Origin of the sequence: Bradyrhizobium sp. BRP19 (assembly GCF_020194195.1) — a bacterium.
Classification (GTDB): Bacteria; Pseudomonadota; Alphaproteobacteria; order Rhizobiales; family Xanthobacteraceae; genus Bradyrhizobium; species Bradyrhizobium yuanmingense.
Window position 1 is genome coordinate 42,063 of record NZ_JADYVZ010000011.1, and the last position, 15,967, is coordinate 58,029.

Below are 15,967 nucleotides of genomic sequence, written 5' to 3' on the forward strand. Positions count from 1 at the left end.
AATGCATGCCGCTGCTGGTCGCCATGCTGCCCGTGCGGCTGGCAATTCGCCGCCCACCCACTAAACTTCATGCAATCGCTTCCATTTCTCCAGCCCCGGACCCTCGCATGAGCGCCCTGTTTTCCCCGATCAAGCTGCGCGGCCTGACGTTGAAGAACCGCCTCGTGGTGTCGCCGATGTGCCAATATTCGGCCGATGACGGCGTCGCCACCGACTGGCACTTCACCCACATCAACAATCTCAGCCTGTCGGGCGCGGCGATGTTCTGCATCGAGGCGACGCATGTCGAGGCGATCGGCCGTATCACGCCGGGCTGCCTCGGGCTCTACAGCGACGCCTGCGAGGCCGCGCTGAAGCCGATCCTGCATTCGGTGCGCAAGCATTCCTCCACCGCGATCGCGATGCAACTCGCCCATGCCGGCCGCAAGGCCTCGAGCGCGCGCCCCTGGGACGGCGGCCAATTGATTCCGGAAGGGCAGGGCGGCTGGCAGACGGTCGGGCCGTCGGCGGTGCCGCACAAGGAGGGCGAGGCCGCCCCGCTGGCGCTGGATGCGGCAGGCCTGAAGCGCATCCGCGAGGCCTTCGTCCATTCGACCGAGCGCGCCGCGCGGCTCGGTATCGACGCCATCGAGGTCCATGGCGCGCATGGTTATCTCTTGCATCAATTCCTGTCGCCGATCTCCAACAAGCGCACCGACGAATATGGCGGTAGCCTCGCGAACCGCATGCGCTTTCCGCTGGAGGTGTTCGACGTGGTGCGCGCCGCGTTCCCCGCCGACAAGCCGGTCGGCATGCGGGTGTCGTCGACCGATTGGGTCGAGGGCGGCTGGGATCTGGCACAGACCATCGAATTCGCGAACGCGCTGAAGGCGCGCGGCGTCGACTGGATCGATGCATCGTCCGGCGGCGTCTCGCCGCTGCAGAAGATTCCGCTCGGCCCCGGCTATCAGGTGCAGTTTGCAGAGGCGATCAAGCGCGAAACCGGCCTGCCCACGATTGCCGTCGGCCTGATCACCGAGTCGAAGCACGCGGAGGAGATCGTCGCGTCGGGCAAGGCCGACATGGTCGCGCTCGCCCGCGGCCTGCTCTACGATCCGCGCTGGGGCTGGCACGCCGCCGCCGAGCTCGGCGGCGTGGTCGAGGCGCCGCCGCAATATTGGCGCTCGCAGCCGTCCACGCAAAAGGCGCTGTTCGGCAAGACCACGTTCGGGGCGAGGTGAGAGCGAGTGGGGTGCGCGCGCTGCCACCCCTCACGCATCCGTAAACCTCCTCACCTTCCATGCCCCCCAAAACTGGCCTAACCTCTCCATACTCAACGCCTCGCGGAGGCTGGCCATGCGCTTTCGTTTTCGTAAAACTGCCCATGTGTTCGAGCGCGTTGGCCTTGCCATGGCGGGGGCCGCGTGCGGATTGTTCGTCGGCGCCTATGTCGGCTCGGCGATCCCCACCCTCACCACGCAGGGCTTCCTGCTGCTGATGATGCTGCTCGGCGGCATCGGCTTCTATCTCGGCATCGACACGCCGCAGATGCCTTTCGACGATGCGCACAGCCAAATTGACGCCGCCGAGCTCATGAGCGCCGCCGGCACGCTCTCCGCCACGCTCACCGCCTTCGCCTCGGTCGCCGTGATCGTGCTCCGGCTCGATCCGCACATGGCCTGGACCTGGCTCGTCTTGGTCGGCTGGATGGCCGGCGTCACCATGCAGATCGTCGCCGGCGCCAAGGCCAGGCTGCGTAAGTAGCTCTCTTTGTCAGGATGGGCCCGCCTGAAGCGGGCGTCTCGAAGGACAGCCGCCGGGAAAAGCTCGCAATTCCGAGTGCCCGTCGTTCACGGCAGGGTTCGGCTTGCCGCAACTGCCTTGCCCGGCACCGTCTCTCTCTCTGTCAACCCGTCATCCGGTCAGGGCGCCGTTCGGAGCATTGCGCGCGCATTGGTCTTGAAGAGTTCATCTTTGCAACACATCTTGTGGCGCCCGCAGGTAGAGGCGTACCCTGCATCTTCTGCGGCTTTGATGCGAGGACCTGGGGATGAGCGGACCGGACGGAAGCAGGCAGTTGATCAAAAAGCACGATTTCGTTCAGGTCAGCGCAATTGCCGGGCTTCTCGCCGCCGCGTTCGCCCTGTCCGGCTGCGACAAGCCGGCATCGCAGGCTGCGGCTCCGCCGGCGCCGGCGGTGACGGTCGCCCAGCCGGTCAAGCGCACAGTCACCGATTGGGACGAGTTCACCGGCCGCTTCGAGGCGGTGGAGGAGGTCCAGGTGCGGCCGCGGGTCGGCGGCTTCGTCAACTCGGTCGAATTCCAGGACGGCGCCATCGTGCGTCAGGGTGACCTGCTCTACGTGATCGATCCGCGCCCGTTCGAGGCGGTGGCCACTCAGGCGGAGGGCCAGCTGTCAGACGCACGGGCGCGAGTGGAGCTCGCCAAGCGCGAGCTCGACCGTGGTCTCAGCCTCGTGCAGACCAGCGCGGTCTCCGAACAGGTCGTCGATCAGCGCCGCCAGGCCTTGCAGGCTGCGCACGCCGCCGAGATGCAGGCCGAGGGCGCGCTGAAGGCCGCCAAGCTCAACATCGAGTTCACGCATGTGGCAGCGCCCTTGACCGGCCGCGTCAGCCGCCATCTCGTCAGCCCCGGCAATCTCGTGCAGGGCAGCGACACCGGCACCTCGACGCTGCTGACTTCGATCGTCGCGCTCGATCCGATCTACATCTATTTCGACATGGATGAGGCGACGTTCATCAAATACAGCAAATTGTGGTTCGAAGGACGGCGGCCAAGTTCGCGCGATACCGCGAACCCGGTGCAAGTGACGCTGGCCGGCGAGACCAAGCCCTCGCGCGAGGGCACCGTCAATTTCCTCGACAATCGGCTGGACGTGTCGACCGGCACGCTGCGCAGCCGCGCGGTGGTGAAGAACACGGATCTTTCGATCCTGCCCGGCCAGTTCGGCCGCGTCCGCCTGATCGGCAGCGCGCCTTACGAGGCGCTGCTGATTCCGGACGCTGCGATCGCAACCGACCAGTCCCGCAAGATCGTGTTCGTGGTCAAGCCTGATGATACGGTCGAGGCACGCCCCGTCGTGCTCGGTCCGCTCGACGACGGCCTGCGCGTGATCCGTGAAGGGCTGAAGCCGGACGATCGCGTCATCGTCAACGGCATCCAGCGCGCCCGCGTCGGCGCCAAGGTCGCTCCCCAGACCGCGCAAGCGCCGGCCGGTGGCAAGTCATGAATCTTGGCCGCCTCTCCATCAACCAGCCCATTTTGGCGATGGTGCTGTCGATCGTGCTCCTGATCGTCGGTGCACTCGCCTACACCACGCTGCCGGTCTCCGAATATCCGCAAGTGGTGCCGCCGACCGTCGTCGTCACGACGCAATATCCCGGCGCCTCCGCCCAGACCGTGTCCGACACGGTCGCAGCTCCCATCGAGCAGGAGATCAACGGTGTCGAGGACATGCTGTATCTCTACAGCCAGGCGACCTCGAACGGCCAGCTCACCATCACCGTCACCTTCAAGCTCGGCACCGATCTCGACAAGGCCCAGGTGCTGGTGCAGAATCGCGTCGCCATCGCGCAGCCGCGCCTTCCAGAGGAAGTGCAGCGCAACGGCGTCACCACCCGCAAGAACTCGCCCGACATCCTAATGGTCGTGTTCATGCTGTCGCCGGACGACACGTTCGACCAGCTCTACATCTCCAATTATGCGCTGCTCCAGGTCCGCGACCAGCTCTTGCGCATCGACAGCGTCGGCGACATCCAGATCTTCGGCGCCCGCGACTATTCGATGCGGCTGTGGCTCGATCCTGACAGAATCGCCAATCTCGGCCTGACCTCGGCCGAGGTGCTCGCGGCCATCCGCGCCCAGAACGTGCAGATCGCCGGCGGCCAGATCGCCGAGCCGCCGATCACCGATCGGGCCTTCCAGCCCAATCTCACCTTCACCGGACGTTTGAAGGACCAGAAGCAGTTCGAGGATATCCTGATCAAGGCCGGCCCTGACGGCCGCACGGTGCGGCTGCGCGACGTCGCCCGCATCGAGCTCGGGGCGCTGGCCTACAGCACCAACAGCTTCCTGCTGCGCAAGTCGGCGGTCGCGATGCTGGTGACGCAGCGGCCGGGCTCGAACGCGCTCGCGACCGCAAAGAACATCTCCGACACCATGACGAGGCTCAAGGAGAGCTTTCCCAGGGGGCTCGACTTCAATATCGGCTACAACCCGACCGAGTTCATCGCCCAGTCGGTCCACGAGCTGATCAAGACCATTTACGAGGCCATGCTGCTCGTGGTCGTCGTCGTGCTGGTGTTCCTGCAGGGATGGCGGCCCGCGATCATTCCGATCATCGCGATTCCGGTCTCGCTGGTCGGCACGTTCGCGGTGATGGCGGCGCTCGGCTTCTCCATCAACAATCTCACCCTGTTCGGGCTCGTCCTCGCGGTCGGCATCGTGGTCGACGACGCCATCGTCGTGGTCGAGAATGTCGAACGCCATCTCGAACACGGCCTCAGTCGTCGCGATGCCGCGCTGAAGACGATGGAGGAGGTCGGCGGCGCACTGGTCTCGATCGCCCTGGTGCTATGCGCGGTGTTCGTCCCGACCGCGTTCCTCGGCGGCATCTCCGGGCAGTTCTTCCAGCAATTCGCCGTCACCATCGCCGTTGCGACGGCGATCTCCTGCTTCTGCTCGCTGACGCTCTCGCCCGCGCTAGCCTCGCAGATCCTCACACCACACGAAGAAAAGCGGCCGCCGGCCGCCTGGAACATCATCGCGCGCGGCTGGAATGCGTTCACCGGCGTGTTCAATCGCGTGTTCGACCGGCTGGCGCATGGCTATGCCGGCCTCGCCAATTTCGCGATTCGCCATTCGGTGGTGATGCTGCTGATCTACGTCGTGCTGATCGGCGGCGCCGGCTGGCTGATCGTGACCACGCCGCAGGGCTTCATCCCGGCGCAGGATCGCGGCTACGTCATCATATCCGTGCAATTGCCGGGCGCGGCGTCGCTGGCGCGCACCACCGAGGTCGTGCGCGAGATCGAGCGGATCTCGCTGGATACGCCGGGCATCGTTCGAGTCGCCGCCTTTGCCGGTTTCTCCGGCGCCACCCGCACGCAGGCCGGCAATGCGGCGGCGCTGTTCCCGGTGTTCGACGAGCCCGAGGCGCGGCTGAAGAAGGGCCTGTCCGCGAATGCCATCACGGCCGAGCTGCGCAAGCGCCTGTCCGCGATCCAGGGTGCCTTCATCATCGTGATTCCACCGCCGGCCGTGCCCGGCATCGGCACCGGCGGCGGCTTTGCCATCCGCATCCAGGACCGCCAGGGCCGCGGGCCTGAAATGCTCGCAGCCGCCACCGACGAGCTTGTCGCCGCCGCGCGCAAATCGCCCTCGCTGCTCGCCCCCTCGGTGTTCTCGCCGTTCACGGCCAACACGCCGCAGCTCTTCGTCGACATCGACCGCACCAAGGCGCAGAAGCTGGGCGTGCCCATCTCCAACATCAACGAGACGATCCAGACCTATTTCGGGTCAACCTATGTCAACGACTTCAACCTGTTCGGCCGCACCTACCACGTCACCGCGCAGGCCGACTTCCCGTTCCGGAAAGAACCGAGCGACCTTGCGCGCCTGCGCACGCGCAACGCTTCCGGCGACATGGTGATGCTCGGCAGCGTGGTCGAGTTCAAGGACGTCTCGGGACCCGACCGCGTCGCGCGCTACAATCTCTATGCGGCGTCCGAACTCCAGGGCGAGCCGGCGCCGGGCACGAGCTCGACCACCGCGCTCAACGCCATCAAGCAGCTCGCGAACGATACTTTACCGAGCGGCTTCACCTTCGAATGGACCGACCTGTCCTATCAGCAGGTCACCGGCGGCAATGCCGGTCTCTACGTATTTCCGATCTGCGTGCTGTTCGTCTATCTCGTCCTCGCCGCGCAATATGGCAGCTGGACGCTGCCGTTCGCGGTGATTCTGATCGTGCCGATGTGCCTGCTCGCCGCCACCATCGGCGTTCGCGTCATGGGCCAGGACGTCAACATTCTGACCCAGATCGGCTTCGTCGTGCTGGTGGGACTGGCGGCGAAGAACGCGATCCTGATCGTCGAATTCGCGCGCGATATCGAGAACGAAGGCAAGCCGCGGCTGGAGGCCGTCATCGATGCCTGCCGCCTGCGCTTGCGGCCGATCCTGATGACCTCGTTCGCGTTCATCCTCGGCGTCTTGCCGCTGGTGATCTCGACCGGCTCTGGCTCGGAGATGCGCCAGGCCGTCGGCGTCGCCGTGTTCTTCGGCATGATCGGCGTCACCCTGTTCGGCCTTCTGTTCACACCGATCTTCTACGTCGTGGTGCGGAACCTGGCGGAAGGGCGGCGCGACAAGAAGCCGGAGGCGATGGCCTGACGTCTCTCTCGATGGCCAAAGACTCCGCCACATCCTCCGCTGTCATCCTCGCGAACGCGGGAATCCATAACCACAGGGAGGGGTTTAGCGCGACAGCGGCGAGTCTTCGCCAAACACCATCCTGTGGTTATGGGTCCCGGGCTCGCGCTGCGCACGCCCCGGGACGACGGTGGAGAATGTGGCACGCAGAATCCCATACTAACGACCAACATGAAATGGATGGGCGCGCGCGGGGTTCTTCACTACTATCCGCGCGATTTCACAGAAGAATGCCGGGAGTTAACATATGAAATCAGCACTTTGGGCCGCAGCGGCCTCGGCCCTCTTGATTGCGGTTCCCGCCTCCGCGCAAGGCGTCAAGATCGGCATCCTCAACGACCAGTCCGGCGTCTATGCCGATTACGGCGGCAAATGGTCGGTCGAAGCGGCCAGGATGGCGATCGAGGATTTCGGCGGCGAAGTACTCGGCCAGAAGATCGAGCTCGTCACTGCAGACCACCAGAACAAGCCTGACCTCGCAAGCTCGATCGCGCGGCGCTGGTATGACGTCGAGAACGTCGACATGATCACGGAGCTGACGACCTCCTCGGTCGCGCTCGCGATCCACGAGCTCTCCAAGGAAAAGAAGAAGATCGACATCGTCGTCGGCGCCGCGACATCGCGCCTCACCGGCGATGCCTGCCAGCCCTACGGCTTCCACTGGGCTTACGACACCCGCGCGCTCGGCGTCGGCACCGGCGGCGCGCTGACCAAAGCCGGCGGCGACACCTGGTTCTTCCTCACCGCGGACTACGCCTTCGGCTACGCGCTGGAGAAGGACACCAGCGAGATCGTCACCGCCAATGGCGGCAAGGTGCTCGGCTCGGTGCGCGTTCCGCTCAATTCGTCGGACTTCTCCTCCTTCCTGCTGCAGGCGCAGAGCTCGAAGGCGAAGATCGTCGGCCTCGCCAACGCCGGCCTCGACACCACCAATTCGATCAAGCAGGCGTCCGAGTTCGGCATCGTCGCGAGTGGCCAGAAGCTCGCGGGCCTCCTGATGACGCTTGCCGAGGTGAACGGCCTCGGCTTGCAGGCCGCGCAAGGCCTGGTGCTGACCGAAGGTTATTACTGGGATCTCAACGACAGGACGCGCAATCTCGGCGAGCGCTTCCTCAAGCGCACCGGGCGGATGCCGAGCATGATCCACGCCGGTACCTATTCGGCGACGCTGAGCTATCTCAAGGCCGTCAAGGCTGCCGGCACCAAGGATCCGGATGCCGTCGCCAAGAAGCTGAAGGAGCTGCCGGTCGACGACGACTTCGCGCAAGGCGGCAAGGTGCTCGAGAATGGCCGCATGATCCACGACATGTATCTGTTCGAGGTCAAGAAGCCCTCGGAATCGAAGAAGCCCTGGGATTATTACAAGCTGCTCGCCACCGTCCCCGGCGACAAGGCCTTCTTCACCGCCAAGGAGAGCGGCTGTCCGCTGACGAAGTAGGGAAGTGGCACAGCGAGCGCCACACCCTCGCTGTCGTCCCGGACAAGCGCGCCTCAAGCGCGCGCCGATCATGGACCCATAACCACAGGCACGCGTGGTTACGGGGACTCGGAGTGATCAGCTCGCATCACGACATCTTCCTGCGGTTATGGGTCCCGGATCGGCGCTTACGCTTGTCCGGGACGGCAGCGGAATGTGTGGCGGCGGATTGCCTCACACCAACCGCAGCACCACCGCCCCGAGCGCCCCGACCCACAGCGCCATTGCCGCGAGCGCCTGGATCGCAAAGCCGGTGCCGCGCTTGGCCACGGCTTGCGAATAGCCGATGAAATAGACGATCCGGCCGATGATCCAGATCACGCCAATCGCCGCCGCGATGGCGTCGCTGATATAGATCGCGAACAGCCAAAGGGCTGGCAGGACGATCGGCATCCATTCCAACGTGTTCATCTGGATGCGGAAGGCCCGTTCGAAATCCGGATGCCCCGACATCGCAGGTACCTTGACGCCGGTCTTGGTGCGCGAGCGCGAGACGTTGATGGAGGTGAAGAAATAAAACGCGATCGCCAGCAGCGTGACGAGGGCGGTGAGATGATACATCGTCGGTTCCTTCATAGAAATCGCGCCTCAATAGCCGGTCAGCTCGAGATAGCCAATGCCATCATGTGTGCCGGCAAAGCTGATCGGCCCTTCCCAGTACGAGAAACCGGTCCCCATCCAGGCGTTCGGATTGAGCGGCTTGCAGAGGATCGAGAATGATCGCGCGGGGATCGCGATCTGCCATTGCAACGGCAACTTGCGTCCCGCAATCTCAGCCGTCGCCTTCGGCATCATCTGGATGTCGCTGCCTGCAATCATCTGCGTCTCGCCGGCCGCGCTGATCCAATTGCCGAACGGATAATTTCTGCCGTCCTTCTGCCGCAGCCGGTACAGCATCAGCTTGTCTCCGGATGACAGATGCAGCGACAGCCAGTCCCAGCCGGTCTGGTCGGCGTCGAGTGGCTGGCTGCTCCATTCCCGGTCCATCCAGGCCTGGCCCGAGACCTCGACCGGCTTGTCGTCGATGCTGAGCGTACCGCGCGCGCGGTAGAACGGCTGGCTGTAGTAGTACGAGGCCTGCCCACGCTCCGACTTTCGGCTGAAGCCGCGATCGCCCTGCAGCACGACCGGCCGGTCGGCCTCGAGCGTCAGTGCGTAGCTGAAATCGGTGCCAGCTGCCTTCAGCGACAGCGGCGCCAAAGCGCGGTCATCGGTGCGGTCAAAACTCTTCATCTCCCAATCGTCAATCCAGGCATCGAACGGTTTTGCCGTCACGCCGGCTTGCCCGACGCCACCCCGTGAAAACGTTTCGGAGAAGCGGTGGGTCTCGGCGCGCGTCACCGCGGCATGCGCCATCCAGACCTGCTGATTGGCCCAGCCCTCGCCTTGCGGACCTGGCTGCGCCGCCTGGCGGAACAGCGTCCATTGCAGGCCGCACGCCGCGCCGCGCGCGTCGACGAGGTTTGCCGTGAGATACCACCATTCGATACGAAACTGCGGATGCGGTCCGTGATCTTCGGGGAAGGTGAATGTCTTTCCCGGCGTTACCTTTGCAAACCCATCGGCGGTCTCGCCGAGCCCGGCATAGCCCTGTGCGCCGGCGCGGCGCGGGAGGGCGAGGGCGACGATGCCGGCGGCGAAGGCGCGCCGCGTGATTCTTTCAACGCTCATTGGCAAACACCTTGACGAGGTTCGCCGGCTGCATCCGCGCCAGCCGCACCATCGGCAGCAGCGCCGCAAGCAGCGAGGCGAACAGCGCCACCGCGACCAGCTCGACCAATTGCAGCGGAAACACATGGAACGGCAGCCGCCAGCCGAATGCTTTCACATTGACGATCGCGATGACGCACCAGGCGACCAGTAGTCCGAGCGGCACGGCCAGCAGTGCCGTGAACAGCGCGACCGAGAGCGTCTTGGTCAGCTCGATCGCGGCAAGGCGCGGCCGGGTCAGGCCGATCGCCCACAGCGGCGCAAGCTGCGGCAGTCGGGAGTTCGCCAGGGTCAGCAGGCTCGTGAGCAATGCGATTCCGGCGACGCCGAGCGTGAAGGCGTTCAGCGCCGACGTCACCGCAAAGGTGCGGTTGAAGATGCGGATCGATTCCGCCTTCACCGTCGCCTGGTCGGCGATTCTGCGGTCGTCGAGCCCGAACTGCTTCTGCAAAGCCGCAATCAGGCCGGGGATATTCTCTCTCGCGACGATCAGGCCGATCCGCGTCTGCGGCGTCTGCGGAAACTGCCGGATCAATGCGGCGACGTTCACAGTGAGCTGCCCCTTGGGGTTGCCGTAATCGGCATAGATGCCGACGATGTCGAGCTCCCAGGTCCCGCCCGGCGCCGGCACCTCGACGACGTCGCCGATCTGCACGTTCAGCCGGCGGCTCAATTGCTCGCTGATGAAGGCGGCATTGCCCGGCACCAGCCGCGTCCAGGCCCGCGGCGCCGTGTCCAGCAGCGGCCAGCGTTCGCGATAGAGCGTGTGATCGGGCAGACCGAGCAACTCGACCGGCTGGCCCTGAACCTGCGCCTCCGCGCGCCCGCCCGAGAGGATCGCCTGAACATCGCTGCGATCCTTCAGCCAGTTGCGGATCGCCGTACCTTGCGCATTGTCGGAGGCGCTGATGTAGACGTCGGCCGCAAGGCGCCCGTCGAGCCAGCCGATGAAGGTGCGGCTGAAGGTCTCCACCATGGTGGAGACCCCGACATTGACGGCAAGCGCGAGCAGCAGCGCCATCAGCGCCAACGACAATCCGGAGAGCTGCTGCCGGCCGTCCGCCCAGAACCACAGCACGAGCGGGCCTCGCGCGAAGCGCTGGCCTACGAGCAGGATGATGTCGAGGAAGGCCGGCAGGATCAGTGCCGCACCGAACATCAGCGCGGCCAGCACGCCGAACCCTGCGATCAGTGATTGCCCGTAGTGGAGCAGCAGCAGCGCGACGGCGAACGCGCCGCAGGCCGCACAGCTCTGCAGGATCAGCCAGCGGCGTTGGCGCTGCTGCCAGGCGCCCGGCTGCGCCGTCGCCAGCACCGGCATCCTGATCGCCTTGATCAGGCTGGTCGCCGCCGCCACAAGCGCACCCGCCACGCTGATCCCGATGCCGGCGAGCCACCATTCGGGCCGCAGGCTGAGCTGCCCAGGGATCTGCGCGCCATAGAGTCCGCGCAGCGAGGCCGCGACATCGGGCAGCAGGGCGGCTGCGATGAAATAGCCGCACGCGAGCCCGATCAGGCCTGCGACCAGCGCCAGCGCCACCAGCTCGAGCACCAGCACCGTATTGACTAGCCGCGCCGAGGCGCCACAGGCCCGCAAAGTGCGCAGCATTGGCAGCCGCTGCTCGAACGCAAGGCCGACGGCCGAATTGACGATGAACAGGCCGACGAAGAACGACAGCAGGCCGAAGGCGGTGAGGTTGAGATGAAAACTGTCGGTGAGACGCTCGAGCTCCGTCTCCGCATTGGGCTCGACTCGCTCTAACTGCTCGCCGACCACGCTCGCGAGCGGTGCGGGCTTGCCCCTCGGCTTGCCGATCAGCAGCCGCGAGACCTGGTCGGGCTTGCTCAGCAGCCGCTGTGCCACGCCGATATCGACCACGAGCACATCGGGTGCGAGCTGCGGCTGGACCCGCAGCGGCGGCAGCCTTGCGCCGCTGCTGATCGCCGGGGCCGTGCCCTCTGCTTGCTGCAAGCCCCTCAGCGTCTCCCGGGCCACCAACGTCTGGCCGGGCGGAGCAACGAAGCTGCTGAGATCCGTGGCACCCAGGCGTGGCGCGTTGCCGACATCGACCGGCAGCGTGACCGGCTCGATGCCGAGCAGCCGCACCGAATGCCCGTTGATCTGGACGCGTCCCTCCAGCACCGGCGACACCGGCCAGCCGGCGCGGCGGAGCTTTATGAACAGCTCCTGCGGGAAAGTCGCCGCGTTGGGAGCGACTAGCATCGCGGTGCGCACGCCGCCGAACGTCGCTGCAGCGCGGTCATAGGCATTGCGGGCCTGCTGATTGATGGCCTGCACCCCGCTCCACAGCGCGGTCGCCGCAATCAGGCCAATCAGGAGCGTCGCGAACTGCATCTTGTGGCGCCGCCAATGGCTGAGCAGCACGGCGAGAACCCAGAGCGCGCGCTTCATGAAATGCGCCCCGCATGCAACGTGAGATGACGGTCGAGCGTGGCGGCGAGATGCAGGCTGTGCGTCACCATCAGGAAGCCGCAGCCGGTGCGCGCGACGAGGTCGCGCGCCAGCGCCAGCACCTCCTCGGCGGTAGCTTCGTCGAGATTGCCGGTCGGCTCGTCCGCCAGCAGCAGCGCGGGCTTTGTCGCCAGCGCCCGGCCGATCGCGACCCGCTGCTGCTGGCCGCCTGATATCTGCTCTGGATACCGTTTGAGCAGGCTGCCGAGTCCGAGGCGCTCGACAAGCTCTTTCGTCCAGGCCGCATCATGCCGGCCGGCGATCCGCGCCTGGAAGGCGAGATTGTCCGCGACGGAGAGGCTCGGGATCAGGTTGAACTGCTGAAAGACCAGGCCAACGCGATTCCGCCGCAAGCTGGCGCGTCCGGCATCCGATAGCGTGGTGACCTCGGCGTCACCCAGCCGGATCGAGCCGCCATCGGCGGCGTCGAGGCCGGCGATCAGGTGCAGCAGGGTGCTCTTGCCGCTGCCGGATTCACCGGTCAGCGCGACGCGCTCGCCAGCCCCGAGATCGAGGTCGACGCCGCGCAGAACATGGACGGGCTCGCCGGCCGAAGAGAAGGTCTTTGAGAGGTTTCGGATGCTCAGCACGATGATGGCGCCGGACGGAATTAACGGAATTGCTGCCTAGCACACCTGATGCGGAAATGCCGGGGTTGCGTTGGCCCTGAAGCCGCTGTTAGCTTCCAAGACGGCCAAATCAAATAGGTACCGAAAAGACATACGGGGAGAATGATGAGCGCGCAGGAAATGCCGAATGTGGCGGCTAAGACGACCAAAACGCCAAAGGGCGCCTGGACTGTTACATTTCTCCTCTTTCTCTTCATGGTAGTGAACTTCGCGGACAAGATCGTGGTCGGTCTCGCCGGCGTGCCGATCATGACCGACATGAAGCTCAGCGCCGAGCAGTTCGGCCTGCTCGGGTCCTCGTTCTTCTTCCTGTTCTCGATCTCGGCCATCGTGGTCGGCTTCATCGTCAACAAGGTGCCGACGCGCTGGGTGTTGTTGACGCTGGCGGTGATCTGGGCGGTGTCGCAGTTCCCGATGGTCGGCACAGTCTCCTTCACCACGCTCTTGATCTGCCGCATCGTGCTGGGGGCGGGCGAAGGGCCGGCCTTCTCGGTCGCCGCGCACGCCATCTACAAATGGTTCCCCGACGAGAAGCGCACGCTGCCGACCGCGATCCTGTCACAGGGCTCGGCCTTCGGCGTCATTCTGGCGGTGCCGGCGCTGAACTGGATCATCGTCAACCATTCCTGGCACTACGCCTTCGGCGCGCTCGGGGTCGTCGGCTTGATCTGGGTCGCAGCCTGGCTCGCGCTCGGCAAGGAAGGCCCGCTGGAGGATACCGAGGTCCTGGCCGCCACCGAGCCGAAGATTCCGTACGTGCAGCTGCTGACCTCGCGCACCTTCCTCGGGTGCGTGGTCGCGACCTTCGGCGCTTATTGGGCGCTGTCGCTCGGCCTTACCTGGTTCACGCCCTTCATCGTCAAGGGGCTCGGCTTCTCGCAGAGCCAGGCCGGCTTCATCTCGATCCTGCCCTGGGTGTTCGGCGCCACCATCGTCATCCTCACCGGCTGGATCTCGCAGGTGATGATGGCCCGCGGCTACACCACGCGCGTCTCGCGCGGCGTGCTCGGCTCGGTGCCGCTCATCGTCGGCGGCCTGATCCTCACCGCGATGGCGCATGTCGAGGGCGCCGGCCTGCAGATCGCGCTGCTCGTCGTCGGCTCCGGACTCTGCGGAGCGATCTACGTGGTCTGCCCGCCGATGCTCGGCGAGTTCACGCCGGCCTCGCAGCGCGGTGCAGTGCTCGCGATCTACGGCGCGCTCTACACGCTTTCAGGGATCATCGCGCCGAGCGTGATGGGCACCGTGATCCAGCGCGCCGGCAGCATGCTCGACGGCTACCTGACGGGCTTCACCATCAACGCGGTGGTCATGATCGGCTCCGGCGTCATCGGCCTGCTGCTGCTGTGGCCGAACACGGAGAAGGCCAGGCTGACGCGTGGTGCGGCGGCGCAGGGCACGGCGCTGAAGGGCGCAGTGTCGCCGACGTAAGCGGCGGCTCTCTTCTACCCTCCCCTGGAGGGGGAGGGTCGATCGCGCGCAGCGCGAGCGGGGGTGGGGTGACGGTCTCTCCGCGACGAACAGTGCCCGAGTGGAGAGATCACCCCACTCCGTCACGCAATCTCGCTTCGCTCGATCGCGTGCCGACCCTCCCCCTCCAGGGGAGGGTAAGCGGACGTCGCGCCACTCAATCTGCTTTCGGCGGCCGCCGCTCCGTGAACGGTGACAGCACCACCGTCGCCACCATGAAGATCACGGACGCGCCGAACACCCAATGCGGCGCGCTTTGATCCATGATCCAGCCGAACAGCAGCGGTGAGACGATGCCGCCGAGGTTGAAGCCGGTGGAGACGATGCCGAAGGCGCGTCCCGCTGCGCCAGGAGGCGCGGCATTGCGCACCAGCATGTCGCGGGATGGCGCGATCACGCCGGAGAGGAAGCCCGCGGTCGCCATTGTCGCCATCAGGACCCAGCCCGGCAGCGTTACAAGCGCGATCAGCAGCACGATGGCTGCATTCGCAGCGAAGCAGGCCGCGGCGACATAGCCGTGTCGCTCGGTGCGGTCGGCGAGGAAGCCGCCCGCGAGCACGCCAATGGCGCTGGCGCCAAGGAAAGCCGTCAGCGCGATGTTGGCGGCAGAGTAGGAGGCGCCGTAGCCGCTCATCAGCGCCACCACGCCGAAATTGTTGATGCCGGCCACCGACAGGCTGAGCAGCATGAACAGCGCAGTAAGCGTGATCAGCGCCGGCGTGATGATGGCCTGCTTTGGCGCGCTCTCGCTGCCGGGCTTCTTCTTGTGCGCACCGGCATCGGGTATGTTCATGATGATCAGCAGCAGCGCCACCGCAATGCCGATCGCGCCCGAGGCGATCAGCGCGCCGGTGCCGCCGGACAGCGTTACGAGCGCGGCCACGATCGCCGGTGCGACGGCGCCGCCGAGAAAGCCGGCAAAGGTATGGATCGAGAAGGCGCGGCCCATCCGCCCCTCGTCCATGTGCTCCGCAAGAATCGCGTAATCGGCGGGATGATAGACGCTGTTGGCAAGACCCAGCAGCACTGCGCAGGCGATCAGCGAGGCGTAGCTGAGATGCAGACCGAGCAGGATCAGCGCGGCGCCGCCGAGCGCGAGCCCGGCCAAGAGAATGCGCCGCGCGCCAAAATGGTCGACGAGGTAGCCGGTCGGCGCCTGGGTTAACCCCGATACCACCGCGAACACGGTGAGGGCGAAGCCGAGCTCGACATAGCCGACGCCGAGCTTCTCCTTCAGGAACGGAAACAGCATCGGCAGGACCAGCAGATGGAAATGGCTGACCCAATGCGCGATCGAGATCCCCGTCAGCGTGCGCAGCGCACTGTCCGTCTTGCCTTGTTGCGGTGCGGCGAGAACGTCGACCATTGCAGTTCCGTTTCACTCCCGATGGACCGGCAAACTATCGGGGCTGGCGGTTATTTGTCCATGAACGCAGGCGCATGGCAGGTAGTGCGGGCGGGGCCGTGCGGGTCAGGTGTGCTTCACGCCGTTGTCCCCGGCGAGCGCAGGAACGACAGCGGAGCTGCATCCTCAGAACGGCTCGTCGTCCGGGCCATAGCGGTCGCGCTTCGGCGTTGCGATGTCGCCGTCTTCGTAATCGTCGTCATCGGTCTGGGGCCGGCGCGGGGCTCTCTTCGCCTTGTTGTCCGCGGGCTTGTTCTCGGTGGTCTTGGGCGGCTCGCTCGGCTTGCCGGTCTTGGCCATGGCTGGTCCCGGATGGTGATGCTGCATCCGAATGTACCTGCCAAATATGTGCGGCGCCTGATTTATCTCAAGGG

12 protein-coding genes are annotated in these 15,967 nt (G+C 65.6%); 6 read left to right on the top strand and 6 right to left on the bottom strand.

The features are described from left to right. Window positions 1-107 precede the first annotated feature (107 nt). The 5 genes from I6F36_RS27270 (at window position 108) to I6F36_RS27290 (ending at window position 7,867) form a co-directional block, all read left to right on the top strand. Window positions 108-1,220 (top strand): NADH:flavin oxidoreductase/NADH oxidase, encoded by a 1,113-nt coding sequence (locus I6F36_RS27270; protein WP_036026261.1) that lies wholly within the window; start codon window positions 108-110, stop codon window positions 1,218-1,220. Between the two features lie 115 nt (window positions 1,221-1,335). Continuing rightward, complete coding sequence (locus I6F36_RS27275) at window positions 1,336-1,743, top strand: hypothetical protein (protein WP_109141731.1); 408 nt, start codon at window positions 1,336-1,338, stop codon at window positions 1,741-1,743. A 286-nt stretch (window positions 1,744-2,029) separates the two neighbouring features. Continuing rightward, the gene (locus I6F36_RS27280) at window positions 2,030-3,229 is read left to right on the top strand and encodes an efflux RND transporter periplasmic adaptor subunit (RefSeq protein ID WP_036026265.1); all 1,200 of its coding nucleotides are present in this window, start codon (window positions 2,030-2,032) and stop codon (window positions 3,227-3,229) included. Continuing rightward, complete coding sequence (locus I6F36_RS27285; protein ID WP_225172543.1) at window positions 3,226-6,390, top strand: efflux RND transporter permease subunit; 3,165 nt, start codon at window positions 3,226-3,228, stop codon at window positions 6,388-6,390. Before I6F36_RS27280 ends, I6F36_RS27285 begins: the two co-directional genes overlap by 4 nt. 286 nt (window positions 6,391-6,676) lie before the next feature. Next, entirely contained in the window at window positions 6,677-7,867 is a 1,191-nt protein-coding gene (locus I6F36_RS27290) for an ABC transporter substrate-binding protein (RefSeq protein ID WP_036014626.1), read from the top strand. Between the two features lie 213 nt (window positions 7,868-8,080). Here I6F36_RS27290 and I6F36_RS27295 read toward each other — a convergent pair whose 3' ends face one another. Genes I6F36_RS27295 through I6F36_RS27310 form a run of 4 tightly spaced genes read right to left on the bottom strand, consistent with a single transcriptional unit; the run spans window position 8,081 to window position 12,679 of the window. After that, the gene (locus I6F36_RS27295) at window positions 8,081-8,467 is read right to left on the bottom strand and encodes an MAPEG family protein (protein ID WP_057027794.1); all 387 of its coding nucleotides are present in this window, start codon (window positions 8,465-8,467) and stop codon (window positions 8,081-8,083) included. 27 nt (window positions 8,468-8,494) lie between these two features. Then, window positions 8,495-9,577 (bottom strand): lipocalin-like domain-containing protein, encoded by a 1,083-nt coding sequence (locus I6F36_RS27300; protein ID WP_225145202.1) that lies wholly within the window; start codon window positions 9,575-9,577, stop codon window positions 8,495-8,497. Then, window positions 9,567-12,029 carry an ABC transporter permease gene (locus I6F36_RS27305; protein ID WP_225145203.1) on the bottom strand — a complete coding sequence of 821 codons (2,463 nt, stop codon included), beginning with the start codon at window positions 12,027-12,029 and terminating at the stop codon, window positions 9,567-9,569. The genes I6F36_RS27300 and I6F36_RS27305 overlap by 11 nt, the downstream gene beginning before the upstream one ends. Further along, window positions 12,026-12,679: an ABC transporter ATP-binding protein gene (locus I6F36_RS27310; protein WP_036014611.1), complete on the bottom strand. Its 654-nt coding sequence runs from the start codon at window positions 12,677-12,679 to the stop codon at window positions 12,026-12,028. Before I6F36_RS27310 ends, I6F36_RS27305 begins: the two co-directional genes overlap by 4 nt. Before the next feature lie 144 nt (window positions 12,680-12,823). Here I6F36_RS27310 and I6F36_RS27315 point away from each other — a divergent pair, with 144 nt between their 5' ends. Next, the gene (locus tag I6F36_RS27315; protein WP_225172544.1) at window positions 12,824-14,149 is read left to right on the top strand and encodes an MFS transporter; all 1,326 of its coding nucleotides are present in this window, start codon (window positions 12,824-12,826) and stop codon (window positions 14,147-14,149) included. 196 nt (window positions 14,150-14,345) lie between these two features. On the opposite strand, the gene I6F36_RS27320 is transcribed toward I6F36_RS27315, so the two are convergent. Together I6F36_RS27320 and I6F36_RS27325 are read right to left on the bottom strand one after the other, a co-directional pair. After that, window positions 14,346-15,554 (bottom strand): MFS transporter, encoded by a 1,209-nt coding sequence (locus I6F36_RS27320; protein ID WP_225145204.1) that lies wholly within the window; start codon window positions 15,552-15,554, stop codon window positions 14,346-14,348. A gap of 165 nt (window positions 15,555-15,719) precedes the next feature. Beyond that, window positions 15,720-15,893, bottom strand: coding sequence for a hypothetical protein (locus I6F36_RS27325; protein ID WP_036026278.1), 174 nt, complete (start codon window positions 15,891-15,893; stop codon window positions 15,720-15,722). Between the last annotated feature and the right edge of the window lie 74 nt (window positions 15,894-15,967).

Bases quoted from the DNA above. Each gene is read 5' to 3' on its own strand.
- I6F36_RS27270 (WP_036026261.1), top strand. From the start codon at position 108: ATGAGCGCCCTGTTTTCCCCGATCAAGCTGCGCGGCCTGACGTTGAAG.
- I6F36_RS27275 (WP_109141731.1), top strand. From the start codon at position 1,336: ATGCGCTTTCGTTTTCGTAAAACTGCCCATGTGTTCGAGCGCGTTGGC.
- I6F36_RS27280 (WP_036026265.1), top strand. From the start codon at position 2,030: ATGAGCGGACCGGACGGAAGCAGGCAGTTGATCAAAAAGCACGATTTC.
- I6F36_RS27285 (WP_225172543.1), top strand. From the start codon at position 3,226: ATGAATCTTGGCCGCCTCTCCATCAACCAGCCCATTTTGGCGATGGTG.
- I6F36_RS27290 (WP_036014626.1), top strand. From the start codon at position 6,677: ATGAAATCAGCACTTTGGGCCGCAGCGGCCTCGGCCCTCTTGATTGCG.
- I6F36_RS27295 (WP_057027794.1), bottom strand. From the start codon at position 8,467: ATGTATCATCTCACCGCCCTCGTCACGCTGCTGGCGATCGCGTTTTAT.
- I6F36_RS27300 (WP_225145202.1), bottom strand. From the start codon at position 9,577: ATGAGCGTTGAAAGAATCACGCGGCGCGCCTTCGCCGCCGGCATCGTC.
- I6F36_RS27305 (WP_225145203.1), bottom strand. From the start codon at position 12,029: ATGAAGCGCGCGCTCTGGGTTCTCGCCGTGCTGCTCAGCCATTGGCGG.
- I6F36_RS27315 (WP_225172544.1), top strand. From the start codon at position 12,824: ATGAGCGCGCAGGAAATGCCGAATGTGGCGGCTAAGACGACCAAAACG.
- I6F36_RS27320 (WP_225145204.1), bottom strand. From the start codon at position 15,554: ATGGTCGACGTTCTCGCCGCACCGCAACAAGGCAAGACGGACAGTGCG.
- I6F36_RS27325 (WP_036026278.1), bottom strand. From the start codon at position 15,893: ATGGCCAAGACCGGCAAGCCGAGCGAGCCGCCCAAGACCACCGAGAAC.